23 protein-coding genes are annotated in these 26,514 nt (G+C 64.3%); 17 read left to right on the top strand and 6 right to left on the bottom strand.

From position 1 onward, the window contains the following. Positions 1-15: 15 nt before the first annotated feature. Positions 16-1,956, bottom strand: a complete 1,941-nt coding sequence (locus CS1GBM3_RS03220) for an acyl CoA:acetate/3-ketoacid CoA transferase (protein ID WP_072391313.1) — start codon at positions 1,954-1,956, stop codon at positions 16-18. A 289-nt stretch (positions 1,957-2,245) separates the two neighbouring features. Here CS1GBM3_RS03220 and CS1GBM3_RS03215 point away from each other — a divergent pair, with 289 nt between their 5' ends. The 7 genes from CS1GBM3_RS03215 (at position 2,246) to CS1GBM3_RS03185 (ending at position 9,434) form a co-directional block, all read left to right on the top strand. Continuing rightward, a complete protein-coding gene (locus tag CS1GBM3_RS03215; protein WP_072391310.1) occupies positions 2,246-2,947 on the top strand; it encodes a hypothetical protein in 702 nt (233 codons plus the stop codon). 95 nt (positions 2,948-3,042) lie between these two features. Further along, a complete protein-coding gene (locus tag CS1GBM3_RS03210; RefSeq protein WP_072391307.1) occupies positions 3,043-4,254 on the top strand; it encodes a D-alanyl-D-alanine carboxypeptidase family protein in 1,212 nt (403 codons plus the stop codon). Positions 4,255-4,323: 69 nt separating this feature from the next. After that, positions 4,324-4,947, top strand: coding sequence for a dTMP kinase (gene tmk / locus CS1GBM3_RS03205; protein ID WP_072391304.1), 624 nt, complete (start codon positions 4,324-4,326; stop codon positions 4,945-4,947). Between the two features lie 5 nt (positions 4,948-4,952). Then, on the top strand, positions 4,953-6,080 hold the full coding sequence (locus CS1GBM3_RS03200; protein ID WP_083567000.1) for a DNA polymerase III subunit delta': 1,128 nt from the start codon (positions 4,953-4,955) through the stop codon (positions 6,078-6,080). Between the two features lie 134 nt (positions 6,081-6,214). Continuing rightward, on the top strand, positions 6,215-7,831 hold the full coding sequence (gene metG, locus CS1GBM3_RS03195) for a methionine--tRNA ligase (protein WP_072391301.1): 1,617 nt from the start codon (positions 6,215-6,217) through the stop codon (positions 7,829-7,831). A gap of 8 nt (positions 7,832-7,839) precedes the next feature. Then, complete coding sequence (locus tag CS1GBM3_RS03190) at positions 7,840-8,643, top strand: TatD family hydrolase (RefSeq protein WP_072391298.1); 804 nt, start codon at positions 7,840-7,842, stop codon at positions 8,641-8,643. Next, entirely contained in the window at positions 8,640-9,434 is a 795-nt protein-coding gene (locus CS1GBM3_RS03185; protein WP_072391295.1) for an MBL fold metallo-hydrolase, read from the top strand. The genes CS1GBM3_RS03190 and CS1GBM3_RS03185 overlap by 4 nt, the downstream gene beginning before the upstream one ends. Before the next feature lie 22 nt (positions 9,435-9,456). Here the strand turns inward: CS1GBM3_RS03185 and CS1GBM3_RS03180 are convergent, their stop codons facing one another. Beyond that, a complete protein-coding gene (locus CS1GBM3_RS03180) occupies positions 9,457-9,738 on the bottom strand; it encodes a hypothetical protein (RefSeq protein WP_072391293.1) in 282 nt (93 codons plus the stop codon). A gap of 131 nt (positions 9,739-9,869) precedes the next feature. Continuing rightward, positions 9,870-11,450: an outer membrane beta-barrel protein gene (locus CS1GBM3_RS03175; protein ID WP_139247757.1), complete on the bottom strand. Its 1,581-nt coding sequence runs from the start codon at positions 11,448-11,450 to the stop codon at positions 9,870-9,872. Between the two features lie 227 nt (positions 11,451-11,677). On the opposite strand from CS1GBM3_RS03175, the gene gmk reads away from it, so the two are divergent. Together gmk and CS1GBM3_RS03165 are read left to right on the top strand one after the other, a co-directional pair. Next, positions 11,678-12,328, top strand: a complete 651-nt coding sequence (gene gmk, locus CS1GBM3_RS03170; RefSeq protein ID WP_072391289.1) for a guanylate kinase — start codon at positions 11,678-11,680, stop codon at positions 12,326-12,328. A 13-nt stretch (positions 12,329-12,341) separates the two neighbouring features. Next, on the top strand, positions 12,342-12,839 hold the full coding sequence (locus tag CS1GBM3_RS03165) for a GNAT family N-acetyltransferase (protein WP_072391287.1): 498 nt from the start codon (positions 12,342-12,344) through the stop codon (positions 12,837-12,839). Positions 12,840-12,848: 9 nt separating this feature from the next. On the opposite strand, the gene CS1GBM3_RS03160 is transcribed toward CS1GBM3_RS03165, so the two are convergent. Further along, positions 12,849-13,604, bottom strand: coding sequence for a helix-turn-helix domain-containing protein (locus tag CS1GBM3_RS03160; protein WP_083566999.1), 756 nt, complete (start codon positions 13,602-13,604; stop codon positions 12,849-12,851). A gap of 509 nt (positions 13,605-14,113) precedes the next feature. On the opposite strand from CS1GBM3_RS03160, the gene CS1GBM3_RS03155 reads away from it, so the two are divergent. The 8 genes from CS1GBM3_RS03155 (at position 14,114) to lpxB (ending at position 23,406) form a co-directional block, all read left to right on the top strand. Continuing rightward, a complete protein-coding gene (locus CS1GBM3_RS03155; RefSeq protein WP_072391276.1) occupies positions 14,114-15,523 on the top strand; it encodes an ammonium transporter in 1,410 nt (469 codons plus the stop codon). Positions 15,524-15,606: 83 nt separating this feature from the next. Further along, positions 15,607-15,825: a hypothetical protein gene (locus CS1GBM3_RS03150; protein ID WP_072393553.1), complete on the top strand. Its 219-nt coding sequence runs from the start codon at positions 15,607-15,609 to the stop codon at positions 15,823-15,825. 264 nt (positions 15,826-16,089) lie between these two features. Next, entirely contained in the window at positions 16,090-16,986 is an 897-nt protein-coding gene (locus CS1GBM3_RS03145) for a class II glutamine amidotransferase (RefSeq protein ID WP_072391273.1), read from the top strand. A 6-nt stretch (positions 16,987-16,992) separates the two neighbouring features. Then, on the top strand, positions 16,993-17,679 hold the full coding sequence (locus CS1GBM3_RS03140) for a GXGXG domain-containing protein (protein ID WP_072391270.1): 687 nt from the start codon (positions 16,993-16,995) through the stop codon (positions 17,677-17,679). Beyond that, complete coding sequence (locus CS1GBM3_RS03135) at positions 17,679-19,007, top strand: FMN-binding glutamate synthase family protein (protein WP_072391268.1); 1,329 nt, start codon at positions 17,679-17,681, stop codon at positions 19,005-19,007. Before CS1GBM3_RS03140 ends, CS1GBM3_RS03135 begins: the two co-directional genes overlap by 1 nt. A 120-nt stretch (positions 19,008-19,127) precedes the next feature. After that, complete coding sequence (glnT, locus tag CS1GBM3_RS03130) at positions 19,128-20,483, top strand: type III glutamate--ammonia ligase (RefSeq protein ID WP_072391265.1); 1,356 nt, start codon at positions 19,128-19,130, stop codon at positions 20,481-20,483. Between the two features lie 414 nt (positions 20,484-20,897). Then, the gene (gene lpxI / locus CS1GBM3_RS03125) at positions 20,898-22,205 is read left to right on the top strand and encodes a UDP-2,3-diacylglucosamine diphosphatase LpxI domain-containing protein (RefSeq protein ID WP_072391262.1); all 1,308 of its coding nucleotides are present in this window, start codon (positions 20,898-20,900) and stop codon (positions 22,203-22,205) included. Then, positions 22,198-23,406: a lipid-A-disaccharide synthase gene (gene lpxB, locus CS1GBM3_RS03120; RefSeq protein ID WP_072391258.1), complete on the top strand. Its 1,209-nt coding sequence runs from the start codon at positions 22,198-22,200 to the stop codon at positions 23,404-23,406. Before lpxI ends, lpxB begins: the two co-directional genes overlap by 8 nt. A 13-nt stretch (positions 23,407-23,419) precedes the next feature. On the opposite strand, the gene gltA is transcribed toward lpxB, so the two are convergent. Together gltA and gltX are read right to left on the bottom strand one after the other, a co-directional pair. Further along, the gene (gene gltA, locus CS1GBM3_RS03115; RefSeq protein ID WP_072391255.1) at positions 23,420-24,742 is read right to left on the bottom strand and encodes a citrate synthase; all 1,323 of its coding nucleotides are present in this window, start codon (positions 24,740-24,742) and stop codon (positions 23,420-23,422) included. 148 nt (positions 24,743-24,890) lie between these two features. Then, positions 24,891-26,435: a glutamate--tRNA ligase gene (gene gltX / locus CS1GBM3_RS03110; protein ID WP_072391252.1), complete on the bottom strand. Its 1,545-nt coding sequence runs from the start codon at positions 26,433-26,435 to the stop codon at positions 24,891-24,893. Positions 26,436-26,514 lie beyond the last annotated feature (79 nt).

Genomic DNA, 26,514 nt, shown 5'->3' with positions numbered 1-26,514 from the left:
ATTTGGGAAATTCGATCAGGCCGGTTCCTGCTCGAGCACCGCGAGCGCGTCCTCCGCGCTCTCGTAGACGCGCGTCTCGAGCCCGCGGCGGCGCAGGGCCTCCTGCAGCTTCTGACGCGTGAGGGCACTCGTCGCGTAGCGCGCCATCTTCGCGTAGTAGTTTTTGTTCACGTGCGCGACCATGTCGGCGTAAGCCTCATAGAGGTCTTCGGCGATCCGACAGCCGTTCTGATTGACGACGGCGTTGACGCGCTTTCCCGCAGCCATGCAGGCCTCAGAGATTGCCTTCTGCAGATCAACGACATCAGCCTTCTTGCGCACGCTCCAGGCTTCGAGATTGACCGAGAGAATGTTGCGCTTTGCGTCGTAGCTGATGCGATCCCTGAGTCCTTCGTTCAACAGATCCGCGAGCAGGCCCATGGGCGCGTCGCGGAACAGCGCCGGGTTCATTTGGATCGGACTGTGGATGTGCGGTTTGAACGCCATGTGCGGAAGGATGTCCCGCTCGATGTCAATACCGGGCGCCACCTCGATCAGCTCGAGCCCGTGGTCGGTGAGCTGGAACACACAGCGCTCGGTGACGTAGATGACGGGCTGACCCTTCTCCGCCGCGTATTGGCCAGAGAAGGTCACCTGCTCCACCTGCTTCACGAACTTCTTGGCGCGCCCTTCCTGGACGATCTTGAGCTTGCCGTCCTCGACCGCAACCTTGAGGCCGCCAGCCGTAAAGGTGCCTGCAAACACCACCGCGCGTGCGTTCTGCGAAATGTCGATGAAGCCGCCGCAGCCGTTGAGCTTCCCGCCGAACTTGCTGGTGTTGACGTTGCCGAGGCTGTCGCACTCCGCCATCCCGAGGCAGGTGAGATCGAGGCCGCCGCCATGATAGAAGTCGAACATCTCATTCTGGTCGATGACCGAATGCGCGTTCGCTGAGGAGCCGAAGCTCGAGCCGCCCGCCAGCACGCCGCCGATGGCGCCGGCTTCCGTCGTCATCACGAGGTAGGGTGTGACCTTCTCTTCGTTGGCGACGTTGGCAACGCCGTCCGGCGCGCCCACGCCGAGATTGATGACGCCGTTCGGCGGCAGCTCGAATGCTGCGCGGCGCGCGATGATCTTGCGCTCGTCGAGTTTCATGCAGGGCAGACTGTCGACCGTCACACGCACTTCGCCCGCGAGCGCCGGATCATAGACGACGCCGTAGTTCATGCGATGCATCTCGGGCGGATCGGCGACGACCACGCAATCGACGAGAATGCCGGGCACCTTGACGTCTTTCGGCTTGATCGACCCGTCCGCGACAAGCCGCTCGACCTGCGCAATGACGACACCGCCATTGTTGTGGGCGGCCATCGCCTGCGCCAGGCAATCGAGCGTCAGCGCTTCCTTTTCCATGCTGAGGTTGCCGAGCGGATCGGCGCTCGTGGCGCGGATCAATGCCACGTTGATCGGCGTGGCCTTGTAGAACAGCCACTCCTTGCCATCGACCTCGACCAGCTTGACGAGGTCTTCCTTGGTCACGGTGTTGACCTTGCCGCCGCCGAGACGCGGATCGACGTAGGTGTGCAGTCCGACTTTCGTGAATAGTCCCGGGCTGCCGGAAGCGCAGCTGCGGTAAAGCTTCGAGATGACGCCCTGGGGCAGGTTGTAGCCCTGGATCTTGTTGTTCTGCGCCGCTTCCGCGACTTTCGGCATGCGGCCGAAGTTGGCCGCGATTACGCGCTTCAGAAGGCCCTCGTGATGCAGGCGCCCGGTGCCGAGCCCTTTACTGTCGCCCGCGCCGGCGCACATGATGAGCGTGAGGTCACGTGGGTTTCCGGTCTCGACGAAGCGCTTCTCGAGTGCAGCGTGCAGCATCTCCGGGATGCAGCTCTGGACGAAACCCGTGGTTGCGATGACATCGCCGTTGCCGATACGCGCGATGGCTTCATCGGCCGAGAAGACCTTGTTGGTTTTCATTTTGTTTCCCCCGAGGGTGGCTTCCACTCTGTTCTTTCCGCTGGGCGAGAGCGGAACGATCGGTGGAATGCTCTGATTTTCCGGGCGAAAGATACGTGAGTAATCCGCTTGGGGGCAACGCCCCGAACGCGCAGCCAATCGTCCTACTCAAGAGGGTGATCCGAAACCTACCCACCCTGTGGAGGAGTCCCTTGCGCCGGCCAGAGAGCCGTGAGCCACACCTTCGCCGGAATTGAACGGCCTTTTGCAGGGCCTGGCCGCAGTGCGGATCAGCCTTGGGGGAGGGAAAATGAAACTTTTCAGGACGGGTGATGTCACCCGCGACGCCGCCGATATTACGACCGACACGGCGCGCCACGTCTCAAACGGCGGTCTCGGCGCAACGCTCCTGTCAGCCGTGGCGGTTCTGTTTTCGGGCTACAGCCTGTGGGAAACGTCGCTGAAAAGTCCGGAGCTGCGGGTTTACGTGCCGCGCGTCGTTTCGTACGCCGCGCCCTATACCAACAGCAACTTCGAGATGATCCAGATACCCGTCACGCTTTCGAACGAGGGCGCGCAGACGGGCACGGTGCTGCACATAGACCTGGCGGTCACCGATCCGCGCACAAACCAGACCAAGCATTTCTACGCCTCCGAGCTCGGCGTCTGGTCCATGGAGCGCACACGGACCCGCAGCTACCAGGGCTTTGCACCGCTGCCGCTTGCCGGGCGCACGAGCCGCACGGAATCGGTGTTGTTCTACACGCGCGGCGACGGCGAGAAGCCGGATCAGATCATCCGCGAGGTGGGCCCCTACCAGTTCACGCTGACGATCACCCAGGCTGAGAGCGGTGGCGGCATCGAGGCCCTCGGGCTGCGCAGCCAGGAGCCGAAGACAGTATCCGTGAGCTTCGAGCGCATGCTGCCGTTCTACGACGCACGCGCCTTCGAGAACGGCGCCATCCACATGCACGCCAAGGACTGGACGTCCTCTTCCAGCGATCCGCAATAGGTCCCGAACCCAGAGGGACGGCCGGCATTGACTTGCTGTGGGACGGTACCATAGTTAACGACGCTTTTCCTACCTCCGGCGCGAGGATTTCCGCCATGAGACGGTCGCTGACGGTCGCCGCTGTGCTGCTGGCCCTGGCCTCGGCCTGGGCCGGGCGCGCCGTGGCGCAGCAGTCGGGCGGCTTCTCGACCACGGCTCGCAACGCCATCCTGATGGATTTCGACTCGGGATCGATCATCTATCAGAAGGCTGCAGACCAGCTTGTGTCGCCCGCGAGCATGAGCAAGCTGATGACGCTCGCCGTGCTGTTCAAGGCGCTGAAGGACGGCAAGCTGAAGCCCGAGGACGAGTTTCAGACCAGCGAGCACGCCTGGCGCACGGGCGGCGCGCCTTCGGGCACCGCCGCCATGTTCATCCCGATCCACAACAAGACGCCAGTCAGCGAGCTGATCCAGGGCATCGCCGTACAGTCGGGCAACGACGCAGCGATCACGGTAGCGGAGGGCATGGCGGGCTCGGTCGACGCATTCGCCAAGATTATGGAAGCGGAAGCGCGCAGCATCGGGCTCGAGAAGTCGACGTTCCGTAACCCCACCGGCTTGCCGCACCCCGAGCACTTGATGACGGCGCGCGAGCTGGCGATGCTCGCCCGCCACATCATCAAGAACTACCCCGACCAGTACAAAGTCTTCAGCCAGCGCGAATTCCAGTATCGCCGGCACAAGTTCTACAACCGCAATCCGCTGCTTTCGGCCGACATAGGTGTCGACGGCATGAAGACGGGCCACACGCGCGAAGCGGGCTACGGCATGGTGGTGTCGGCGATCGCCGACGGGCGCCGGCTGATCGGCGTCGTCATGGGCTTCGAGAACGAAAAGGAGCGCCAGAACGAGACGCGCCGCATGCTTCAGTGGGGCGCCAAGAGCGTTGCCACCGCCAAGCTGTTCGATGCCGGCGAGGCGGTCGGATACGCGCGCATCTGGGGTGGCCAGGACCTCTACGTCCCGCTCACGGGAGATGGCGACCTTGAGGTCATCCTGCCGAAATTTCCCGTGAACCAGAAGATCCGCGGCGAGATCGTCTACGAAGGTCCGATCAAGCCGCCTGTCAAGAAGGGCGACCAGATTGCCATGTTCCGCGTCACCAGCACGGCGCCGGGCAGCAACGAGCCGATCGCCGTCAGCGAGACCCCGCTTTACGCCGAGAACGACGTCGACGAAGCGACGTTCTATTGGCAGGGGGTGGATTCGCTCCTGCACCTCGGGCTGCGCGTGCTGCCGGACGTGCGCGCCATGCTGAGCCGCTAGCGGCGTTATGCAGGCCTGAAACGTCAGGTCGCTTCCATCTCACCCGATCTCCCTCTAGTGTCCGCCGCCATGAGGCGCGGAAAATTCATCACCTTCGAAGGCGGCGAGGGCGCGGGCAAGTCCACGCAGGTGGCGCTGCTCGCAGAGCGCCTGCGCGGCGCCGGCATCGAGACTGTCATCACCCGCGAGCCGGGCGGCACGGCGCTAGGCGAGGCCATTCGCGACGTGGTGCTCCAAGCCGAGCCGGACCCCGTGACTGAGTTGCTCCTGTTCGCCGCCGCACGCGCCGAGCACGTGGCCAAAGTCATTCGCCCGGCGCTCGAGCACGGGACGTGGGTGGTCTCGGACCGCTTTGCAGATTCGACCCGCGTCTATCAGGGCGTGCTCGCCGGCGTGCCGCAGTCGCTGATCGAGGCCGTCGAGGCCGGGAGCGTCGCGCCGACGTTTCCCGACCTGACGTTGATCCTCGACATACCGATCGGCGAGGGGCAACGGCGCACGGAAGCGCGCGGTGCCCTTTCGCGCTTCGACGCCGCGGACGGCGAGTACCACGAGCGGCTGCGCCAGGCCTTCCGTGACATCGCCCGCGCCGAACCCCAACGCTGCCTCGTCATCGACGGCACGAAGAAGCCCGACGAGATCGGCGACGAGGTCTGGCGCGCCGTCGAGACACGCCTCCTCGCCGAGGGCTGACCGCAATGGCCCGCGCGCCCGCAGTGCAGGAAATCGAGGAGCTCCCCGAGGCCGACCGCCTCGATGGCTTTCCGCATCCACGTGCGACACACAACCTTTACGGCCACGAGGAGGCTGAGCGCGCTCTACGGGAAGCGTTCGCATCGGGGCGCATGCACCACGGCTGGCTGATCGCTGGACCTGAGGGCATCGGCAAGGCGACGCTCGCCTATCGCTTGGCGCGCCATATCCTCGCCGATCCCTCCGAGCGTGCCGTCAACACGCTCGACGTCGCGCCCGAGGCGCGCGCCGCGCGCCAGGTGCTCGCGTTGTCGCATCCTGGCCTGCTCGTCATCCGCCGCGCCTGGGACACGAAGACCAAGCGTTTTCCCTCAACGATCCCTGTCGATGAGGTGCGGCGCCTGAAAGCCTTTCTCGGCCGCACGGCGGGCGACAATGCATGGCGTGTCGTCGTCGTCGACCGCGCCGAGGAGCTGAATGTCAACGCCGCCAACGCGCTCCTGAAATCGCTCGAGGAGCCGCCGCCGCGCACCATCTTCCTGCTCGTAACGTCCGCGCCGGGCCGCCTGCTGGTCACCATCCGCTCGCGCGTGCGCACGCTCGATCTGGCGCCGCTCGGCGACGAGGCGCTACGCCGTGCGGTGACCCAGGCTTATGCAGAAAGCGGCGACGAGGTTGCCGGCGGCGCGCCAGTCCCGTCCGACTGGGAGCGATTGGCGCACCTCGCGGAGGGCAGCGTGCGCCGGCTGCTGTCATTGCATGCCGCCAAAGGTCTGGCCCTGCACGACCGCATCTCCGCTATCTTGAACGGCTTGCCAACGGTTGACTGGGGAGCTGTCCACGCGCTCGGAGACGAGCTCTCCGGCCAAGCGGCCGACCAGCGCTACGAGCTGTTCTTCGAGCTGTTGACGGGTGCCATCGCCCATCTCGTTGCCGCCGAGGCCCGCGGCGAGGGGCAGCCCAGCGACGTGGCAGTGGCGGCTCGGCTGATCGGGCCGGCGCGGCTTGCCACCTGGGCCGGCTTGTGGGAAAGAGTGGCCGCGGACAAGGCCGAGACCGCGGCCCTGAACCTGGACCGTAAGGCCTTGATCCTGGATGTCTTCTCCCGGCTGGAGGCGGCATCCCGCACCTGAACTATTTTTCGGAAGCTCGCTCGAGAATGACCCGGTTGATGAGAGAGCCGATCGACGCCGTCCGAATGTGATGGGATCTGTCCCCACGCGCATCCGGCGATTGAACCTGGTCATTTTATAGTCCACGAGGTCACATGAGCGACCGAACGAAATTCTACATCACCACGGCCATCTCCTATCCTAACGGCGTGCCGCATATCGGGCATGCCTATGAGGCCATCGCCACCGATGCCATCGCGCGCTTCGAGCGCCTCGACGGTAAGAACGTGTTCTTCCTGACCGGCACCGACGAGCACGGGCTCAAGATGAAGCAGACGGCCGCTCAGGAAGGCTTGAGCCCTCGCGCGCTCGCCGACCGCAACGCCGCCCGCTTCGTTGAGATGGTGGAGGCGCTTGGGATCTCGAACGACGATTTTATCCGCACGACAGAGCAGCGCCACTACGAGGCGTGCGCCGAGATCTGGCGGCGCATGGACGCGGCCGGCGACATCTACTCGAAGAAATACGGCGGCTGGTATTCGACGCGCCAGGAGACCTACTACAAGGAAAGCGAGACGGAAGTCCGCGACGGCCAGCGCTACGAGACCGAGAACGGCACGCTCGTCGAGTGGACGGAGGAGGAGACGTTCTTCTTTCGACTTTCCGCTTATCAGGATCGGCTGCTCGCCCTCTACGAGGCCGACCCGGATTTCATCCTGCCGCCCGAGCGCAAGAACGAGGTTGTAAGCTTCGTCAAAAGCGGCCTCGAGGACCTTTCGATCTCGCGCACGACGCTGGATTGGGGCATCCCGGTTCCGAACGCGCCCGGCCACGTCATGTATGTGTGGGTCGACGCGCTGACGAACTATGTCACCGCAACCGGTCTCCTCAACACTCCGAAAGGCGAACGTGCCGATTTCTGGCCGGCCAACGTGCACCTCATCGGCAAGGACATCATTCGCCACCACGCCGTCTATTGGCCGGCCTTCTTGATGTCAGCCGGGCTCGCGCTGCCGAAGCGCATCTTTTCGCACGGGCACGTGAACAACAAAGGCGAGAAGATATCGAAATCGGTCGGCAACGTCGTCGATCCGTTCGACCTTGTCAAAGCCTACGGACGCGATCAGCTGCGCTACTTCCTTTTGCGCGAGGTGATGTTCGGTCAGGACGGCAATTATTCGCCCGAGGCTTTGGCCAACCGCATCAACGCCGATCTCGCCAACAACCTCGGCAACCTGGCTCAGCGCTCGCTGTCGATGATCTACAAGAACTGCGACGGCAAGATACCGGAGCCCGGCGAGTTCACGGCCGAGGACAAGACGATCCTCGACGCGACGGATGCGCTCTACGCCGAAGCGCGCGCGGTGATGGATAAGCAGGCCGTCACGCGCTACCTCGACGCCGTATGGAGCGTCATCGCCGACGCCAACCGCTACTTTGCGGCCGAGGAGCCGTGGGCGAAGAAGAAGACCGATCCCAAGCGCATGGAGACGATCCTCTATGTGACGGCCGAGATCGTGCGCCAGTTCGGCATTTTGGCGCAGCCGGCGATGCCGGAGCTGGCCGGCAAGCTGCTCGATCTTATATTGCCGGGTGACGATGAGAGCCGCGTGTTCGCGAAGCTCGGCGCCGCTGGCCGCCTCGTGCCGGGAACGCCGATCCCCGAGCCGCAAGGCGTGTTCCCGCGCTACGTCGACCCTAAGGAGGAGCAGAAGCAGCAGCAATCTGCCCCGAAGCAGAAGAAGGCAAAGGGCGAGAAGCCGCAGACCTAGAGTTCCCGATGCTCGTTGACCACCACTGCCACCTGGATTTCCCGGAGTTCGCCGCCGACCTCGACGGCGTGGTGGCGCGCGCAAAGGCGGCCGGCGTCGGCACGCTCGTGACGATCTCGACGCGCATCCGCAAGTTCGATCAGGTCCGCGCCGTCGCCGAGCGCTTCCCGGATGTCTACTGCTCGGTGGGCACGCACCCGCACAATGCCGACGAGGAGCTCGACATCCCGGCGAGCGAGATCATCCGCCTCGCGCAGCATCCGAAGGTGGTCGCGGTGGGCGAGGCGGGCCTCGATTATCATTATAAGAACGGCACGCCCGCCGCACAGGCGCAGGGCTTCCGCACTCACATCGCCGCCGCGCGCGAGACGGGACTGCCGCTTGAGATCCATACGCGCGACGCGGACGCCGATACGCTCGCCATCCTCGAGGAGCAGCACGCGAAGGGTGCCTTTCCCGCCGTGCTGCACTGCTACACGGGTGGGCGTGAACTTGCCATGCGTGCCGTCGATCTCGGGCTTTACGTATCGTTCTCGGGCGTCATCAGCTTCAAGAAGACCGAGGCGCTGCAGGAGATCGCCCGCGACGTTCCGCTCGACCGCATCCTGGTCGAGACCGACGCTCCGTTCCTTGCCCCCGTGCCTTACCGCGGCAAGACCAACGAGCCGGCCTTTGTCGTGCACACGGCAGCGACGCTGGCGCGCATCCGCGGCATCTCGGAAGCCGACGTTGCCCGCGCCACGACCGAGAATTTCTTCCGTCTCTACACGAAGGCGCGCCCGCCCGTCGCAGCGGAGCCCGCCGCTTCATGAGCCTGCGCATCACGATTCTGGGCTGCGGCTCATCCGGCGGCGTGCCGCGCATTGGCGCGGGGTGGGGGAAGTGCGACCCGCAAAACCCCAAGAACCGCCGCCGCCGCTGCGCGCTGCTCGTCGAGCGGACTGGCCCGCGCGGGCGCACGAGCGTTCTGATCGATACGCCGCCGGATCTGCGCGAGCAGCTTCTCTCCGTGCGCGCGGATGGTTTGGACGCGGTGCTCTTCACGCACGACCACGCCGATCACACTCACGGCATCGATGATTTGCGCATGGTCGCCTACGCCATGAAGCGGCGCGTGCCCTGCTATTTCGACGCCGCGACGCAATCGAGCATCGTCACCCGGTTTGCCTATTGCTTCGTGCAGCCAGAAGGCTCCACCTACCCGCCGATCTTGAGCGCGGAGCTGCTGCGGCCCGGCGTGCCCGTGCGCATCGAGGGCGCCGGCGGCGCGATCGAGGCGCTTCCGATCAAGCAGTTCCATGGCGATATCGAAACGCTGGCTTTCCGCTTCGGCAAGGTCGCGTACTCGCCGGACGTCTCCGCGCTGCCGCTCGATTCCGTGCCGTTGCTCGAGGAGCTCGATCTTTGGATCGTGGACGCGCTGCGCTACACGGCGCATCCGAGCCACTTCTCGGTGAAGGAGGCGCTGGAGCACGTCGAGCGCCTGCGTGCCAAGCGCGCCGTGCTGACCCACATGACGGGCGACCTCGACTATGAGGCGCTGAAGCGTGAGCTTCCGCCCCACGTCGAGCCGGCCTACGACAATATGGTCATTGAGCTCTGATACGGCCTGAGCCGTGCGGCGCCTAGCGGCGTTCCTTGTCGCGCTGCCAGTAGAGGAAGAACGTCGTCACCAACGCGGTAAGGATGATGGTGCCGATGATGTCGCTGCGCTTGATGAAGGCGAGCCAGACGTCGATGCCGCCGAGCGACCCGCCGCGGCCCACGAGGAAACCGTTCAGCATCATCACGAACAGCACGACGGCGGCCGTCAGCGCTGCGGCCGAAACCACCTGCAGCGAACGTTTCATCACGCGCGGCATCGGAACCTTGTGGCGGCCGACGGCGAACTGAGTGCGGTCTGACATGGCAGGCTCCCTACGTTCGAATTGGCGTTCGGCAAACGACATGGGTGCAAATCCCAAGGCGAATCAGCTTGCAAAGAGGGTACCGCGCTTCGGAGCGGAAGCAACGCTCGCTTTGAGTATAAAGCGCAGCGCTATCTGCGCACCCGCACGCCGGCGCGAATCTCGTCGCTCGTGTAGTCACCATCGAGGTCGTTTGAGGCAAAGTCGAGGTGCTGATAGCGCGCGAACAGCACCAGCCACGGGCTCGCGTAATACTCGAGCCCCGTGAAGGCGAGCCACTGCTGCTCGGTGAAGGGTGTCGCATCATAGTCGTAGTGCGTATAGGCGACCCCCGCCGACGCCACGAGATAGCGACGCAGCGCATGGCGGGCTTCGAGCCCAACCGTGTGCGAAATCACGCCGCCCGACTCCACCGTCGTCGTCTCGAAGATGTCGCTCTGCGCCGTCAGCAGGAACGAGGTGATCTCCGTCGGCCGCCAGGCGAGATTGGCATCGAACAGGAATGCGTCCACATTCGACAGGCGATTGTCGTCCGGCATCTGCCGCCCATAGCCGACGCTGATCGTGCCGCGCAGCACGGCGCCCGTTGAGCCGAAGTCGAGGCCGATGCGCGTGCGCGTGCCATGGCTGTCACGCGAGATGCCGTCGGGAGGCAGCGCGCGGTTCTCGCGCTGGTTGAGCTCCTGCTCCGCGAACACCGCGAGCGTCGGCTTGAACTCCCAGGCAGCGCGCACGGCTTCTACGGTTTCGAGCGTATCGCGATCGGCATTGCTCATGCCGTTGGTATCCGAGTAGCGCGTATCGCTGACACCGCCCCGAAGCTGCACCGAGAGCCGGTTGAAGCGGTGGTTGAACGCGAGCTCGACCCGGTCGGTCGTCACGTCAGCGCGTTGGCCGGTCTGGTTGGCGTCGATCGCCGTGCGGGATTCCTGGCTCACGTCGTGTCCGGCCACGCCCTGCAGGTTCGTGCGCCGCGAGATGTCGAGACGCCCGCGCGCTTCGACGCTCCAGGCGCGGTCGTCTTCGGAAGAAAAATCGTCGTGGAAGGTCGAAAGCGTCGTCCCGCGCAGCTCGAGCGCGTGCGTCGACCAGTTGGAGACGAGGCGCGCCGAGGAGCGGATCTCGGCGGCGACATCGGATTGAGCATCCGGCGAGCTCAGCACGTTGTCAGTCCACAGCCCGCCGAGCTCGACCTCGGGGAAGAAGACGAAGCTGCCAATGCGGATGCCGACCGGATCGTAAGGCTCGAAGCGCGCGAGCCGGGCCGGCCGGCGGTCGGTGATCGTGGGATCGATATCCTCGATCTGAAACAGTAGCGGATCGTATCCGGCCGGCGGGTTGACAAACGCGTCGCGGTCGGCGGGTGGGCGCGTGTCGCGGAACGGATCGGCACCATCCTCCGGCACCTCGGGCTCTCCGAGATCGATCACGCCGTCCTCGGCGACGAGCCCGTCGGCCGGCATGGGAGCCTCGCCGTCGCCGGCTTCGTGGGCAGAGTCCGAGAAAGAATCCTCCCCCGGCTCTGCATCGTCTGTGGGATCGACGTCGAGATCGTAGAGGGAGTCGGCGGCCGCACCTCTGAGGCGAGGCTGCGTTTCGTACGCATCGAGAGACTCGCTTGCACGCGCCGTCGGCGCATGGATGAGCGCAGCGACAAGCGTTGCCGCCGCAAACCCGAACAAAATCAAGCCGAGCCGCCAGACCACCGCCACGGGGGCGTCCTCATGGATGAACCGCACAACGATGCACACGGGACGCATACTGACAGGCGCCGACACTAGGCAGCGGCGGTTAACGGCCACTTAAGCTTTGCGGCAACGCAAGATGCGATGGTCGCGGGGCGGCGCTCGCAATCCGGTGCGCGTCAGCCGGTTTTCCAATCTCGGAAAACATGCTCTAACCCCCGCGGACGCGACGAACGCGGCGGCGGGGAAGGGCAATGACCACGAGCGGAAATCCGAAAATCGAGCGGCGGGGGCTTTTGCTGGTCCTGTCCTCGCCGTCCGGAGCCGGAAAAACGTCGCTCTCGCGCTCGCTGCTTGACGCGGATCCCGAGATTACCCTTTCGGTGTCGGCGACGACTCGCAAGCCGCGTCCAGGCGAGGTCGACGGACGCGACTACTGGTTCGTCGATGAAGCAAAATTCAAGGCCATGATTGCCGCCGAGGAGCTGCTCGAATGGGCAACCGTGTTCGGCAACTACTACGGCACCCCCCGTGCGCCCATCGAGCGGGCCATTGCCGAGGGCCGTGACGTTTTGTTCGACATCGATTGGCAGGGTACGCAGCAGCTCGCGGAACGCATGGCTGGCGACCTCGTGCGCGTGTTCGTGCTACCGCCTTCGGCGGAGATGCTCGAGACGCGGTTGCGCACCCGCGCCCAGGACCCGGATCAGGTCGTTGCGCGGCGCATGGCCGAGGCCTCTTCGGAAATCAGCCACTGGGCCGAGTACGACTACGTGATCATCAACCAGGATCTCGAGGCGAGCAGCGCCGCGCTACACGCCATCCTCGCGGCCGAGCGGCTGCGCCGCGACCGCATGACGGGCCTGTCGGCTTTCGTGCGCGGGCTGCAGGCGTCCCTGAAATAGGACCGCGAGAGTGATGCGGATCGCTCCTGAAACGCTCGCCTTGCGCAACGCGATCCGGACAACACTGCTCGCCGCATTTCCGACCAGCCTCGAAGCGGATCTCGTGGATCGCCTGCGCGAGGCTGGCGATATTGAGATCGGCCTCGTGTCGATCGAAGAGGCTGCCGTTATCGGCTATATCGCGTTTTCACGCTTGGACGCGCCGATCAAGGCCTTGGGCCTCGGACCGGTCGCGGTCGTGCCTGAGCGGCAGAGAGGCGGAGTGGGCAGCGCGTTGATCCGGGCCGGCCTTGAACATGCCAAGGCAGCCGGTTGGCAAGCCGTTTTCGTCCTCGGATATCCCGCCTATTACCACCGCTTCGGATTTGAAACCGACACAGCCACAGGATTTTCATCGCCCTACGCGGGCCCTTACTTCATGGCGACCAGCTTGAGCAACGAAAGCTTGCGGGCCAAGTCCGGCCGCGTTGCCTACCCGCCGGCATTCGATGGGCTTGAAGAGCAAGAATGAAGCGAAAGCTCAGGGCAGCTCGCGCGCGTAGCTGATCACCGAGAGGAAGCGAGCCGGCAGCTTGATAAGCTCTTCAGGCCCATGCGGTGCATCCGCGTCGAAGAAGAGACTGTCACCGGGCCTCATCGGATAGAGCTTGTCGGCGTGGCGATAAACCACTTCACCCTCGAGAATATAGATGAGCTCGAGCCCGGCATGCTGAAACAGTGGGAAGACGTCCGACTCTTCCGTCAGCGTAATGAGATAGGGCTCGACTACGACACCCCCGGAGATGCCGCCCGTGTGACCAAGAAGCTGATATTGATGCCCGGCCCGCGTGCCGCGCCGCTCGATCAGCAGGCCTTGCCCGGCTGACACGAACACCGCGTCGCGCCGCTCCTCGAAGCGGCGGAACAGCGCCGTCACCGGCACGCCGAGCGCGCGAGAGAGCCGCTGCAGCGTCGTCAGCGAAGCGCTGGTGACGCCATTCTCGATCTTGGACAGCATGCCGAGCGACAGGCCCGCCGCCTTAGCGAGGTCGGAGGCCGTGATGCCGAGCTTGTTGCGGAAGGCGCGCACCTCTCGGCCGATGGCCACCTCGAGCATGCCGTCGCGCGCGCCCTGCAGCGAGTGGGGATCCTGATCCTTGCCGCCAACCGATTGCAGCGCCTCGACGAACTCTTCTTGAGAGAGCAGCTTGCGCCCCGGGATCTCGGCGCAGCTATCAGTGGACGCCGTTTGCGCCTTGGCGGATTTGCGGGCGGTAGCTTCGGATTTCTGGCTCATGCGCCCCTTGCTTCAAAAAAAAAACTGTGACCCGTTCAATTACTGACACTTACGCCAAGCCGACAGCAAACAAAAAAACGTTACACCGAACGGCGACTGTGCGCACGTGGCAACCGCCGCATCGAGGACGGGCGCGGTAGAGGCTGGATGTCCTGGTGCCCCTCGACACGTGGCCGGGCGCGCAGGCCAACCGACACCCGTCCGGCGATGGAATGGAGCAGTGGCTGAAGGGGAGGGGGCTCTCGCTATCGCAACGGGACGAACTTAGCCGGCCGCTGATGAAATATCGGGCAAAACCATCGCCACCGGATTTCACAATAAGAAAAAATATTTACTTAAATTAAAGCAAAAGCCATCCGCTGGCCTCCATATGCCCAGAGGATAAGCAATGTGCTGCTTCTTTGTCTGGCGCCCCTTGACTCAACGCGCCAAGTTGCCGCAGTTTTCCGCGTGTCAAAAAATGTTTCAGCACAGTCAACTCTGAACAAAGAAAAACGGGGGAGACACCCATGGATACCAACATGGACGCCGTGAACGTCATTTTCACGGAGTTTTACTATTGGGTAACCGTTGTCCTGATGTTCCTGATCCACGTGGGCTTTTGCATGTACGAGGTCGGGGTCAGCCGCCAACGGAACCACCTCCACACGCTGATGAAGAACACGATGGCGATCCCGCTGGTCACCATCACGTTCTTCTTCTTCGGCTGGTGGATCTATTTTGCCTTTCAGAACGGCCCGGGCATCACCGGCGGCTTGATCGACGCGCCGCAGGCCGAGCCGTGGAACGCGTTGATGGGCACGCATCTTTCCGGCCCGAGCCCAAACCTCGGCGTCGATGCTGAGCAGGCCGCCCTCTGGCACAGGCTGAATGGCGTGTTCTGGGCAGCATTCCTGCTGTTTTCCTGGACGGCGGCTTCTATCGTCTCGGGTTCGCTCATCGAGCGGATCCGTTCCGGCGCCTTCTGGATTCTCGCCGTCGTCATCGGCTCCTTCGCCTGGATCGTCGACGCGGCCTGGGGCTGGAGCTCTCAGGGCTGGATGGTGAAGCTGCTCGGCTACCACGATGCCTACGCGTCGGGTGTCATTCACGCCATCGCCGGCGGCTTCGCGCTCGGCGTGCTGATCGTGCTCGGGCCGCGCATCGGCAAGTTCCGCCCGGACGGCACCCCACGCGATATCCCGCCGCGCAACCCGTGGCTGGTCACGATCGGCCTGTTCCTGATCTACACCGGCTTCTGGGGCTTCTACGCGGCCTGCAACGTGCCATTGATCAACCCCGAGGCGATCGGCGGCCAGATCACTGGCCAGACCTGGACGGCGACCAACATCTACCTTGCCCCGACAACATTGAGCGCCATCACCTTCAACTTCCTGATGTCGCTTTCGGGCGGGCTTTTGGCAGCCTACATTATCTCAAAGGGTGATCCATTCTGGACCTACTCCGGCGGGCTTGCGGGCATCATCTGCGCCTCGGCCGGCAACGACCTCTATCATCCGATCCAGGCCATGTTCATCGGCGCAGCTGGCGCGATAATCGCCAACAAAATGCACTACTTCGTCGAGCGTCGCTTCAAGATCGACGATGCGGTAGGCGCCGTCGCGGTGCACGGGTACTCGGGCTTCGCCGGTTTGGTCATCGCGGGCTTCATGCTGTGGGGGCAACCGTCCTCGCCGTTCGAGGGCTTTGCCGCCATCAACCCGCTCGGCAATTTCGTCGGCGCGTTGATCATGTTCTTTGTGCTCGGGTTCTTCCCCGGGTTCATCGTGGCATGGACCCTCAACCTGTTCGGCTTGCTGCGCGTGCCGCGAGACGTTGAGCTGATGGGCCTCGATTTCTCCACCGAGGAGAGCCGCCGGGCCTCGATCCTCGAAGTGCAGGCCGCGGAAAAGGCAGCCTACAACGGCATCGCACGATGACGTGAATGATGCCGGCGGGGCGGGCGACCGCGCGCTCCGCTCCGCCGGCGCAACCGACAACCGAGCTTCATGAGGAGAAGAGCATGTCGACGAACGGAATTACGAGCTGGGCGGTCGATCTCAAGGACGTCGGCGCCATTTATCCGTTCCAGGGAACGGAGACGATCCTGGTTATAGCCGGCGTCGCGTTCTGGCTTGGCTGGCACATCGTCCAGATGCGTCAGGAAGCAGCCGACCTGAAATACGATGAGCAGCACGCCAACAAGAAGCAGCTCATCGAGCAGGCGATCGACGAGTACTGATAACGGCCGCGAACGCATTGCAAACTGAGGGCGCGGACGGAACGGTGCGCGCCCTTTTTTCTGCGACTCTCCGCGGGCCGAAGCGGCCTCCCGGACATGAGCGCATGGGCCTCCGATGCCACGTCCGATCGCTCCGTAGCCCTCGAAACACGCGCCGGTTTCTATCCTCACAGGAAAACTTTATTCGTGACAGTTGAATTCGCGGGGTGGGCCTGTTAACATCCATTTCATGATCGACTGAGGAGTTACGGGGACCGCCAGACCATGTGTGGAATTGTCGGACTATTCATTAAGGACAAGGCGCTCGAGCCGCGGCTCGGAGAGCTGACAGCCGGGATGCTTGCCACGATGTGCGAGCGCGGTCCGGATTCGGCAGGCTTTGCCGTCTACGGAGCGCCGAAGTCGGGTAAGGTCAAGATCACGCTGCAGTCGGCGACGCCCGACAAGGACTTCGCCGATCTCGCCAAGGCCATTGAGCGCGAGGTCGATACCAAGGTGAAGCTCGACGTCAAGTCGACCCACGCCGTTCTGACGGTCCCGGCCGAGGATGCCGACTCCGTCCGCCAGGCAGTGCGCGAAAAATTCCCGAGCGTGCGCATCATGGGCTCCGGCGAGGCGATCGAGATCTACAAGGAGGTCGGCTATCCGACCGAGGTCGCGCGCCAGTTCGAGCTTTCGAAGATGAAGGGCACACACGCCATCGGCCACACCCGCATGGCCACGGAGAGCGCTGTCACCACGCTCGGCGCGCATCCCTTCTCGACCGGCACCGACCAGTGCCTGGTGCACAATGGCTCGCTGTCGAACCACAACAACCTGCGTCGCGAGCTGCGTCATGACGGGATCACCTTCGAGACGGCCAACGATAGCGAGGTCGCGGCCGCCTACCTGACATGGCGCATGAACCAGGGCCTGAACCTCGGCGAGGCGCTCGAGAAGAGCCTTGAGGACCTCGACGGCTTCTTCACCTTCGTCGTCGGTACCAAGAATGGCTTCGGCGTTGTGCGCGATCCGATCGCCTGCAAGCCGGCCGTGCTGGCCGAAACCGATCAATACGTGGCCTTCGGCTCCGAGTACCGCGCTCTTGCCGGTCTTCCCGGCATCGAGAACGCCAAAGTCTGGGAGCCAGAGCCCGCGACCGTCTACTTCTGGGAGCGCTGAGAAACTATGCCATCTATCGACCTCGAAACCACTCCGCTCCGCGAGCTCAACGAGAGCCTGCACAAAATTCAAGACGGTACCAACGAGACCGAATGGGAAGTGCTCAATCCGCGCGGCAGGCACGCCGTCGCAGTCGGCCTCGACGCACCCGTCACGGTCAATATTCGCGGACCGGTCGGATATTATTGCGCCGGCATGAACAAGAAGGCGACCGTGGTTGTCCACGGCTCGTCTGGCCCCGGCACCGCGGAAAATATGATGTCGGGCCGCGTGATCATCAAAGGTGACGCCAGCCAGTACGCTGGCGCCACCGGACGCGGCGGCCTGCTCCTTATCGAGGGCAATGCTTCGTCGCGCTGCGGCATCTCGATGAAGGGTATCGACATCATCGTCAAAGGCAACATCGGCCACATGTCCGCCTTCATGGCGCAGACCGGCAACCTCGTTGTGCTCGGTGACGCAGGCGATGCCCTCGGAGATTCGATCTACGAGGCTAAGCTCTTCGTGCGCGGAAGCGTCAAGAGTCTCGGCGCCGATTGTATCGAGAAGGAGATGCGCCAGGAGCACCACGACGTGCTGTCCGAGCTCCTGAAAAAGGCAGGCGTCAACAGCGTGAAGACTTCCGAGTTCAAGCGCTTCGGCTCTGCCCGCAAGCTATACAACTTCAACATCGACAACGCGGACGCCTACTGATGAGCTACCAGAACCCGCCGACCACGCCCCGCAAGTCCGCAACCTTCGACGACTACACGCTGTCGGAGATCCGCCGCGCCGCTCAGACGGGCATCTATGACATCCGCGGTGGCGGCGCCAAGCGCAGGCTTCCGCACTTCGATGATCTGCTCTTCCTTGGCGCGTCCATGTCGCGCTACCCGCTGGAAGGCTATCGCGAGAAGTGCTCGACGGCCGTTACGCTGGGCACCCGCTACGCCAAGAAGCCGATCGAGCTCAAGATCCCGATCACCATTGCCGGCATGAGCTTCGGCGCGTTGTCGGGCAACGCGAAGGAAGCGCTCGGCCGTGGCGCAACACTCGCCGGCACCTCGACCACGACGGGTGACGGCGGTATGACGCCCGAGGAGCGTGGCCATTCCGAGAAGCTGGTCTATCAGTACCTGCCGTCGCGCTATGGTATGAACCCGGACGACCTGCGCCGCGCCGATGCCATCGAGGTCGTCGTCGGTCAGGGCGCGAAGCCCGGTGGCGGCGGCATGCTTCTCGGACAGAAGATCTCCGATCGCGTCGCCGAGATGCGCACGCTGCCGAAGGGCATCGACCAGCGCTCGTCGTGCCGCCATCCCGACTGGACCGGCCCCGACGATCTCGAGATCAAGATCCTCGAGTTGCGCGAGATTACCGACTGGGAGAAGCCGATATACATCAAGGTCGGCGGCGCGCGCCCGTACTACGACGTCGCCCTCGCCGTGAAGGCTGGCGCCGATGTCGTCGTCGTTGACGGCATGCAGGGCGGCACCGCGGCCACTCAGGAAGTCTTCATCGAGCACGTCGGCCAGCCGACGCTCGCATGCATCCGTCCCGCTGTTCAGGCGCTGCAGGACCTCGGCATGCACCGCAAGGTGCAGCTGATCGTCTCGGGCGGCATCCGCAACGGCGCGGATGTCGCAAAGGCGCTGGCACTCGGTGCGGACGCCGTGGCCATCGGCACCGCGGCGCTTGTGGCTCTCGGTGACAACGACCCGTCGCTCGAGGGTGACTACGAGAAGCTCAACACCACGGCTGGTGCCTACGACGACTGGCACGAGGGACGCGATCCGGCCGGCATCACGACGCAGGATCCGGAGCTGTCCCAGCGCCTCGATCCGATCCGTGCCGGTCGCCGCCTGGCCAATTACCTCAAGGTCATGACGCTCGAGCTGCAGACCATCGCCCGCGCGGCAGGCCACAATCACGTGCACAACTTGGAGCCGGAAGATCTCTGCGCGTTGACCATCGAGGCGGCCGCCATGGCGCGGGTGCCACTCGCTGGCACGGGTTGGATACCCGGACAGGATAAACTTTAAGCGCGTTCGCCTCGGGCACCAGTCCGGGGCGAACAAAATTCTTCGACTCCTAAAAATAACGAGCGAAGAATTTCGAAATTCTAGGGGAAACGACAACCCAGGTTTGGGGAACAATAGGCTATGACACAAGACCTCGCCTCTATTGGCAAAGAACACAGCATAAAGGCTGTCGACGATTTGGCTGCGATCGCGAAAGAGCGCGGCATCCGCTACTTCATGATCTCCTTCACTGACTTGTTCGGCTTCCAACGCGCCAAGCTGGTGCCGGCCGCGGCGATCGCTGAGATCCAGAAGGACGGCGCGGGCTTCGCAGGTTTCGCGACCTGGCTCGACATGACGCCGGCGCATCCCGACATGTTCGGCATGCCCGATCCAACGGGATTGATCCAGCTCCCCTGGAAGCCCGAAGTTGCCTGGGTTCCCTCTTACCTTGTGATGGAGGACAAGCACGTTGCCCAGGCTCCCCGCGTCGTGCTCAAGAAGCTCGTCGACAAGGCCGCTGAGAAGGGCCTGCGCGTCAAGACCGGCGTCGAATGTGAATACTTCCTGATCAACGCGGACGGCACCGCGATCTCGGACTCGAAGGATCAGGCGTCCAAGCCCTGCTACGATCAGCAGGCCCTGACGCGACGCTACGATGTCATCGCCGAAATCTGCGATTACATGCTGGAGCTGGGCTGGGGCCCCTACCAGAACGATCACGAGGACGCCAACGGCCAGTTCGAGATGAACTGGAACTTCGACGATGCGCTTATCACCGCCGACCGGCACTCGTTCTTCAAGTACATGGTGAAGACGATCGCCGAGAAGCACGGCCTTCGCGCCACCTTCATGCCGAAGCCCTTCTCGAACCTTACCGGCAACGGCTGCCACGTCCACATCTCGGTATGGGATGCGCCGACGGGCAAGACCAACAAGTTCTACGAGCAGTCCGACGAGATGGGCCTGTCTCAGCAGGGCTACAACTTCCTCGGCGGCATCATGCAGCACGCGGAAGCGCTTGCGGCCATCACCAACCCCACCGTCAACTCCTACAAGCGCATCAACGCGCCGCGGACCATCTCGGGCGCGACATGGTCCCCAAACAGCGTGACCTGGACCGGCAACAACCGCACCCACATGGTGCGCGTGCCGGGCAAGGGCCGCTTCGAGCTCCGCCTGCCGGACGGCGCGGTCAATCCGTACCTGCTGCAGGCCGTCGTCATCGCGGCCGGCCTGAACGGTATCGAGCGCAACGCCCATCCGGGTAAGCGCCTCGACATTGACATGTACCAGGACGGCCATACCGTCAAAGACGCGCCGAAGCTGCCGCTCAACTTGCTCGACGCGATCCGCGCCTTCGACAAGGACACGGGCCTCAAGCAGGCGCTCGGCGAGGAGTTCTCGGCGTCTTACATTAAGCTCAAGCAAGGCGAGTGGAACAGCTTCGCCACCCACTTCACGCAGTGGGAGCGCGACCACACGCTCGACGTCTAGACCATGATCGCCTCGGGCCCGAGTCGCCCCGATCGTCGCGCCACCTACCAGGCGCGACGTGAATCGGCGGCGCCGAACAGTCCCCGATCGTCGCGCCACCTACCAGGCGCGACGTGAATCGGCGGCGCCGAACAGTCCCCGATCGTCGCGCCGCCTATCAGGCGTGACGTGAATCGGCGGCGCCGAACAGTCCCTGATCGTCGCGCCGCCTATCAGGCGCGACGTGAATCGGCGGCGCAAGAAAACCCCCGAGGCGTGAATCATCGGTCTGCATGGATCGGCAGCGGGCGACAGCAAACCGGCAGCGCACCGCCGCTGCCGGTTTTTCTTTTATGACCAAGCCGCTAACCGTTGCCTGCAAGCGTCCGCCTATCCTATAGCCTTGCCGGGACGAGCGGCAGGCGACAGGAACCCATGACAAGCGGCATACGGCGGCTCGGAATACTGGCTGGAGGCGGTGGCGTGCCGCGCGAGATCGCCGACAGCGCCGCGTCCCGCGGCCTGCCGGTGTCCATCGTCGCCATCGACGGCGAGGCGGATGCCGACTTCGGCCCTCACCCGGTCACCGTCGTCAATTGGGGCCAGATCGGCGCCATGGTGCGGGCGCTGAAGACGGCTGGCACAACCGACCTCGTCATCGTCGGCCGCGTGCATCGCCCCGAACTAAGTGGGCTCAAGCCCGATCTCGGATTCTTCCGCTATCTGCCGAAGCTGATCCGCATCGTCGCCTCCGGCGGCGATGACAGCGTGCTGCGCCGCGTAGTGCGCTTCTTCGAGGAGCAGGGCCTGCGCGTTATCGGCCCCGGCGACGCGGCGCCGGAGATCGTGGTGCACAAGGGCCCCTTCGGCGGCGAGCGCGCCGCCCCGGAAGATGCAGCCGATATCAACAAGGGGCTCTCCGTTGTCCGCGCCCTCGGCTCGTATGACATCGGCCAGAGCGTGATCGTGCGTGGTGGACGCGTGCTAGCCATCGAGGGCGCCGAGGGCACGGATCGCATGCTGGCCCGCGCCGCGCGCACCGCAGGCGAGGGCAGCACCACCCGCGGCGTCCTCGTCAAACGCTCGAAGCCGAGCCAGGATCTGCGCGTCGACATGCCGGCCATCGGCCCCGCGACCATCGACGGCGTGCGTGCAGCCGGACTCGCGGGCATTGCCGTGGAGGCGGAGAAGGTTCTGGTTGCCGATCGGGCGGAAACCTTGCAGCGCGCGGACGCTGCGCATGTGTTCGTCGAAGGCGTCATTGATCAGGAGGTAACTGAAAACCTGCGAAAGTTCGATCCGCGCAGCATCGCGATGGGCTTTCGATGCTTGGGTCGCGCCAATCCCGTGCCCCATGCGACGCTCGACGCCATCAAGGCAGCGAAGACGATTGAAGCGCTGGCGCCGTTCGCTGTCGGACGTGCCGTCGTCGTCGTGCGCAATCATGTGCTGTCGGTGGAAGCGGGCAACGAAGGCGTGGGCGCCACAATCGAGCGTGCAACGAACCTGCGCCAATGGGCGAGCCTGACCCACCGCCGTCGCGGCGTCGTAGGGCTGCGCAACTTCGATGACCTAACGCCAGGCGCCATTTCCGACGCGGGCGCGGCCGGATACGCTGGCATCGTGATCGCCGACGTCGCCCCACAAGGTGCTGGCGGATCCAGGGAGTTGATCGAGGCCGCCGACAAGACAGGCATCTTCATCGTTCAGCGCATCGGAGCAGGGGGGAGTGCGCATGAGTAACGCTGAGTCCGCAGCTGCCGAAGAGGTGCGCCTGTTCCTGGTCGCCGGCGAGCATTCGGGCGATGCCCTTGGCGCCAAGCTGATCGCGGCATTGAGAAACCGTCTCGGCGATCGCCTGCGCTTGGCGGGCGTCGGCGGCGCTGGAATGGAGGCGGAAGGCGTCTTCGCGTCCGATTTCCCGATGTCCGACGTTGCCGTCATGGGCCCACTATCGATCCTGCGCCATCTCCCGCGCATCATGCGCCGCGTCTATGCAACCGTGGACAGCGCGCTTCGCTGCGATCCGCACGCCGTCGTCATCATCGACAGCCCGGAATTCACGCACCCTATCGCCAAGCGCATCAGAAAGCGCCGGCCCGAGATCCCGATCATCGACTACGTGAGCCCCAGCGTCTGGGCCTGGCGGCCAGGGCGCGCGCGCAAGATGCGTCCTTACGTGGACCATATCCTCGGCATCCTGCCGTTCGAGCCCGAGGCGCACGTCCGCCTGGGCGGCCCCCCCTGCAGCTACGTCGGCCACTCCCTGATCGAGCGCCTCGACTGGCTTCGGGAGTTGGATGCCGAGCCGCTGCGCACGCGCCTCGGTCTCAATCCCGCGCGCCCCGTCGTGGTCGTGCTGCCCGGCAGCCGCTCGTCCGAGGTGGGCCGCCTGATCGAGCCCTTCGGCGACACGCTACGCCGCCTGATCGAGCGCGGCGTGGAGCCGGAGGTCGTCGTGCCGTGCGTCCCGCACGTGCGCGCCATGATCGAGCGCGGCCGCCGCACATGGCCGGTGCCAGCCCATATCGTCGAGGGCGAGGAGGACAAATTTCGTGCCTTCAAGCTCGCGTCGGCAGCACTCGCGGCATCCGGCACCGTGACGCTGGAGCTTGCGCTTGCGGGCGTGCCGATGGTCGTCGCCTACCGTGTCGACCCTATCGCCGCGCCCTTTCTGCGCCGCCTGATCAAGGCGCCGACCACCGTTCTCGCCAACCTCGTGCTCGGCGAGAATGCGTTTCCCGAGTTTCATCAGGAGAAGAGCTCGCCCGAAAACCTCGCCGGCGCTCTCGCGCCGCTCCTGTCCGACACGCCCGAGCGGCGGGCCCAACTCGCGGCGCTGGCGCGCGTTCCCGATCTCATGCACATTGAAAGCGGCAGCCCCAGCGAGGCCGCCGCCGATATCGTTCTGGACTACGCGCTAAAATCTAAATCGCGGGCTTAAGCGCCCACCGGCGTTACTCGGTGCTCGGACGCGGGAACGAGCGCCGGGCAGGGCCGACGTAGAGCTGACGCGGGCGCCCGATGCGCTGCTCCGGATCCTCGATCATCTCTTTCCACTGCGCGATCCAGCCCACCGTGCGCGCGACCGCAAACAGCACCGTGAACATCGACACCGGGAAGCCCATCGCGCGCAGCGTGATGCCCGAATAGAAATCGATGTTGGGATAGAGCTTCTTCTCGACGAAGTACTCGTCTTCGAGCGCGATCCGCTCGAGTTCCATCGCCACCTTGAGCAGCGGCTCGTCGCGCTTGTTTAGCTCGTCGAGAACCTGATGCGCCGTCTTCTGCATCACCTTGGCGCGCGGATCGTAGTTCTTGTAGACGCGATGCCCGAAGCCCATGAGCCGGAAGCCGGACGTCTTGTCTTTGGCCTTCTTGATGTACTCCGGGATGCGATCGACGGTGCCGATCTCCTCCAGCATGTTGAGCGCGGCCTCATTGGCGCCGCCGTGTGCCGGACCCCAGAGGCAGGCAATGCCGGCCGCGATGCACGCGAACGGGTTGGCGCCCGACGATCCCGCGAGACGCACCGTCGACGTGGAGGCGTTCTGCTCGTGGTCGGCATGCAGGATGAAAATACGGTCGAGCGCGCGCGCCACCACCGGATTGACGATGTACGGCTCGCACGGCACCGAGAAGCACATCTGCAGGAAGTTCGACGTGTAGTCGAGATCGTTGCGCGGATAGATGAACGGCTGCCCGATCGAATACTTGTACGCCATGGCCGCGATGGTCGGCATCTTGGCGATCATGCGGTGGCTGGCAGTCTCGCGCTGCTTCGGGTCATTGATGTCCGTCGAGTCGTGATAAAACGCGCTGAGAGCGCCCACCACGCCGACCATGATCGACATAGGATGCGCGTCGCGGCGGAAGCCGCTGAAGAACCGCGTCATCTGTTCGTGCACCATGGTGTGGCGCGTGATGGTGCGACGGAATGTTTTGAACTCGTCGTTGGTTGGCAGCTCCCCGTGCAGCAGCAGGTAGCAGATGGCGAGGAAGTTGGAATTCTCGGCGAGCTCATCGATCGAATAGCCGCGATAGAGCAGCTCGCCCTTGTCGCCGTCGATGTAGGTGATCGACGACGAGCAGTTCGCCGTCGAGGTAAAGCCCGGATCGTAGGTGAAGCAGCCCGTGTCGCGGTACACGCGCCCGATGTCCATCACGTCCGGCCCGATGGTCCCCTTCCGGACTTGCAGCGACACCGCCTTTCCGTTGAGCGTAAGCTCTGCCTGATGGGTGGCGTCCGCACCGGGGGTTGAGCTGTCATGGATGCTCATGCCGCGTCTCCTTTAGAGGCATTGCCGGATTACTCAGCTTCCTGACGGATGGCCCTGCCGCGAGCACCCCCCGGAGCCTTGCTGCACCGCAGTATAGCGAATATGCTATTCCACGAAACGCCGAAGTGGCGAAGAACTGCAAAACCCGCTAGCGAATTCCGTCGCTAAGCCGGGCCAGCGACTCCTCGCGTCCCAGAACCGCCATCACATCGAACACGGGCGGCGACACGGTCCGCCCGGTCAGCGCCGCCCGCAGGGGTTGTGCGATCTTGCCGAGCTTGGCGCCTGTCTCTTCTGCATAACCGCGCACCAGAGCTTCGAGGGCGCTCGCTGTCCAATCGGAAGACGCCTCGAGCCGCGTAATGAGCGCCGCTACGTGCCCTTTGGCGTCGGAATCCATTTGTTTTGCGGCCTTATCGTCGAGTTTGAGCGGCCGCGCGGCCACCAGAAACAACGCCTGCGCAACAAGGTCCGCCAGCGTCTTGGCACGCTCCTTGAGAGCCGGCAGCGCCGCTGCCAGCCGATCCCATCCTTTGGCCTCGAACAGCGCCACGAGCTCGGTGCCCGTCGCGACGCCGGGCACCTGGGCCTCAATCTCGTGCGAAAGTACAATGTCCGACCGTGGCGGCGCCTTTGGATCGACCGCGATCGCCCGCAGCGTCGCGAAATCGAGATGCGGTAGCAGTCCCTGAATGGCGCTCAAAAGCTCGGCGTCGGGCGAGTTGCGGAGATAGTGGCCGTTGAGGTCGTCCAGCTTCTTGAAGTCGAAGCGCGCCGCGCTCTTGTTGATGCCGTCGATATCGAACCAGCGGATCAGGTCCTCGGGCGCGATGATCTCGTCGTCGCCGTGGCTCCAGCCGAGCCGCACGAGGTAATTGCGCAGCGCTGCCGGCAGGTAGCCCATGGCGCGATACTCCTCGACGCCCTGCGCGCCGTGGCGCTTGGAAAGCTTGGCGCCGTCCGCGCCGTGGATCAGCGGCACGTGCGCCCATTCCGGCACGGTCCAGCCCATGCCGCGATAGATCTGCGTCTGACGCGCCGCATTGGTCAGGTGGTCGACGCCGCGGATCACATGCGTGATGCCCATGTCGTGGTCATCGACGACGACAGCGAGATTGTACGTCGGATTGCCGTCGCTTCGCAGAATGATGAGATCGTCGAGCTCCTTGTTCTGGAACACGACCCGACCCTGCACATGATCCTCGATCACCGTCTCGCCCTCACGCGGCGCGCGCAGTCGCACCGCGAACGGCGCACCCGCCGGCGCCTCCGACGGATCGCGGTCGCGCCACGGCGAGAGCACCGTGAAGGGCCGCTTCTCGGCCTCGGCTTCTTTGCGCATGGTATCGATCTCGGCGGGAGTCATGTAGCAGCGGTAGGCGTTTCCGCTCGCGAGCAGCGCCTCTGCCACCTCGCGGTGTCGGTCGGCACGTGAAAACTGCGAGATCGGCTCGCCGTCCCAGTCGAGGCCAAGCCAGGTGAGCCCGTCGAGGATGGCTGCCACCGCCTCCGGGTTATTGCGCTCGCGGTCCGTATCCTCGATACGCAACAGATACTTGCCACCGCGCCCGCGGGCGTAGAGCCAGTTGAAAAGCGCGGTGCGGGCCCCGCCGATGTGCAGATAGCCGGTAGGCGAGGGGGCGAAGCGCACGACGACGGGTGTGCCGTCCTCGCTCCGTTTCGTATCCGTCATGTTTGATCAGGCTCGTGTTTCGGAGGTTCGGCCCGCCATGTAGCATGGCGAGCCACCCAGAGGCCAGCCGTGAGGCCGG

This window comes from Hyphomicrobium sp. CS1GBMeth3, assembly GCF_900117455.1.
In the GTDB taxonomy this organism is placed as follows: Bacteria; Pseudomonadota; Alphaproteobacteria; order Rhizobiales; family Hyphomicrobiaceae; genus Hyphomicrobium_C.
This window is presented reverse-complemented; position numbering and strand designations above follow the sequence as displayed.

Bases quoted from the DNA above. Each gene is read 5' to 3' on its own strand.
- CS1GBM3_RS03150 (WP_072393553.1), top strand. From the start codon at position 15,607: ATGTCGACGAACGGAATTACGAGCTGGGCGGTCGATCTCAAGGACGTC.
- gltX (WP_072391252.1), bottom strand. From the start codon at position 26,435: ATGACGGATACGAAACGGAGCGAGGACGGCACACCCGTCGTCGTGCGC.
- CS1GBM3_RS03215 (WP_072391310.1), top strand. From the start codon at position 2,246: ATGAAACTTTTCAGGACGGGTGATGTCACCCGCGACGCCGCCGATATT.
- metG (WP_072391301.1), top strand. From the start codon at position 6,215: ATGAGCGACCGAACGAAATTCTACATCACCACGGCCATCTCCTATCCT.
- CS1GBM3_RS03145 (WP_072391273.1), top strand. From the start codon at position 16,090: ATGTGTGGAATTGTCGGACTATTCATTAAGGACAAGGCGCTCGAGCCG.
- CS1GBM3_RS03185 (WP_072391295.1), top strand. From the start codon at position 8,640: ATGAGCCTGCGCATCACGATTCTGGGCTGCGGCTCATCCGGCGGCGTG.
- CS1GBM3_RS03135 (WP_072391268.1), top strand. From the start codon at position 17,679: ATGAGCTACCAGAACCCGCCGACCACGCCCCGCAAGTCCGCAACCTTC.
- lpxI (WP_072391262.1), top strand. From the start codon at position 20,898: ATGACAAGCGGCATACGGCGGCTCGGAATACTGGCTGGAGGCGGTGGC.
- CS1GBM3_RS03140 (WP_072391270.1), top strand. From the start codon at position 16,993: ATGCCATCTATCGACCTCGAAACCACTCCGCTCCGCGAGCTCAACGAG.
- gmk (WP_072391289.1), top strand. From the start codon at position 11,678: ATGACCACGAGCGGAAATCCGAAAATCGAGCGGCGGGGGCTTTTGCTG.
- CS1GBM3_RS03180 (WP_072391293.1), bottom strand. From the start codon at position 9,738: ATGTCAGACCGCACTCAGTTCGCCGTCGGCCGCCACAAGGTTCCGATG.
- CS1GBM3_RS03200 (WP_083567000.1), top strand. From the start codon at position 4,953: ATGGCCCGCGCGCCCGCAGTGCAGGAAATCGAGGAGCTCCCCGAGGCC.
- CS1GBM3_RS03155 (WP_072391276.1), top strand. From the start codon at position 14,114: ATGGATACCAACATGGACGCCGTGAACGTCATTTTCACGGAGTTTTAC.
- CS1GBM3_RS03160 (WP_083566999.1), bottom strand. From the start codon at position 13,604: ATGAGCCAGAAATCCGAAGCTACCGCCCGCAAATCCGCCAAGGCGCAA.
- CS1GBM3_RS03210 (WP_072391307.1), top strand. From the start codon at position 3,043: ATGAGACGGTCGCTGACGGTCGCCGCTGTGCTGCTGGCCCTGGCCTCG.
- gltA (WP_072391255.1), bottom strand. From the start codon at position 24,742: ATGAGCATCCATGACAGCTCAACCCCCGGTGCGGACGCCACCCATCAG.
- tmk (WP_072391304.1), top strand. From the start codon at position 4,324: ATGAGGCGCGGAAAATTCATCACCTTCGAAGGCGGCGAGGGCGCGGGC.
- glnT (WP_072391265.1), top strand. From the start codon at position 19,128: ATGACACAAGACCTCGCCTCTATTGGCAAAGAACACAGCATAAAGGCT.
- lpxB (WP_072391258.1), top strand. From the start codon at position 22,198: ATGAGTAACGCTGAGTCCGCAGCTGCCGAAGAGGTGCGCCTGTTCCTG.
- CS1GBM3_RS03165 (WP_072391287.1), top strand. From the start codon at position 12,342: ATGCGGATCGCTCCTGAAACGCTCGCCTTGCGCAACGCGATCCGGACA.
- CS1GBM3_RS03220 (WP_072391313.1), bottom strand. From the start codon at position 1,956: ATGAAAACCAACAAGGTCTTCTCGGCCGATGAAGCCATCGCGCGTATC.
- CS1GBM3_RS03190 (WP_072391298.1), top strand. From the start codon at position 7,840: ATGCTCGTTGACCACCACTGCCACCTGGATTTCCCGGAGTTCGCCGCC.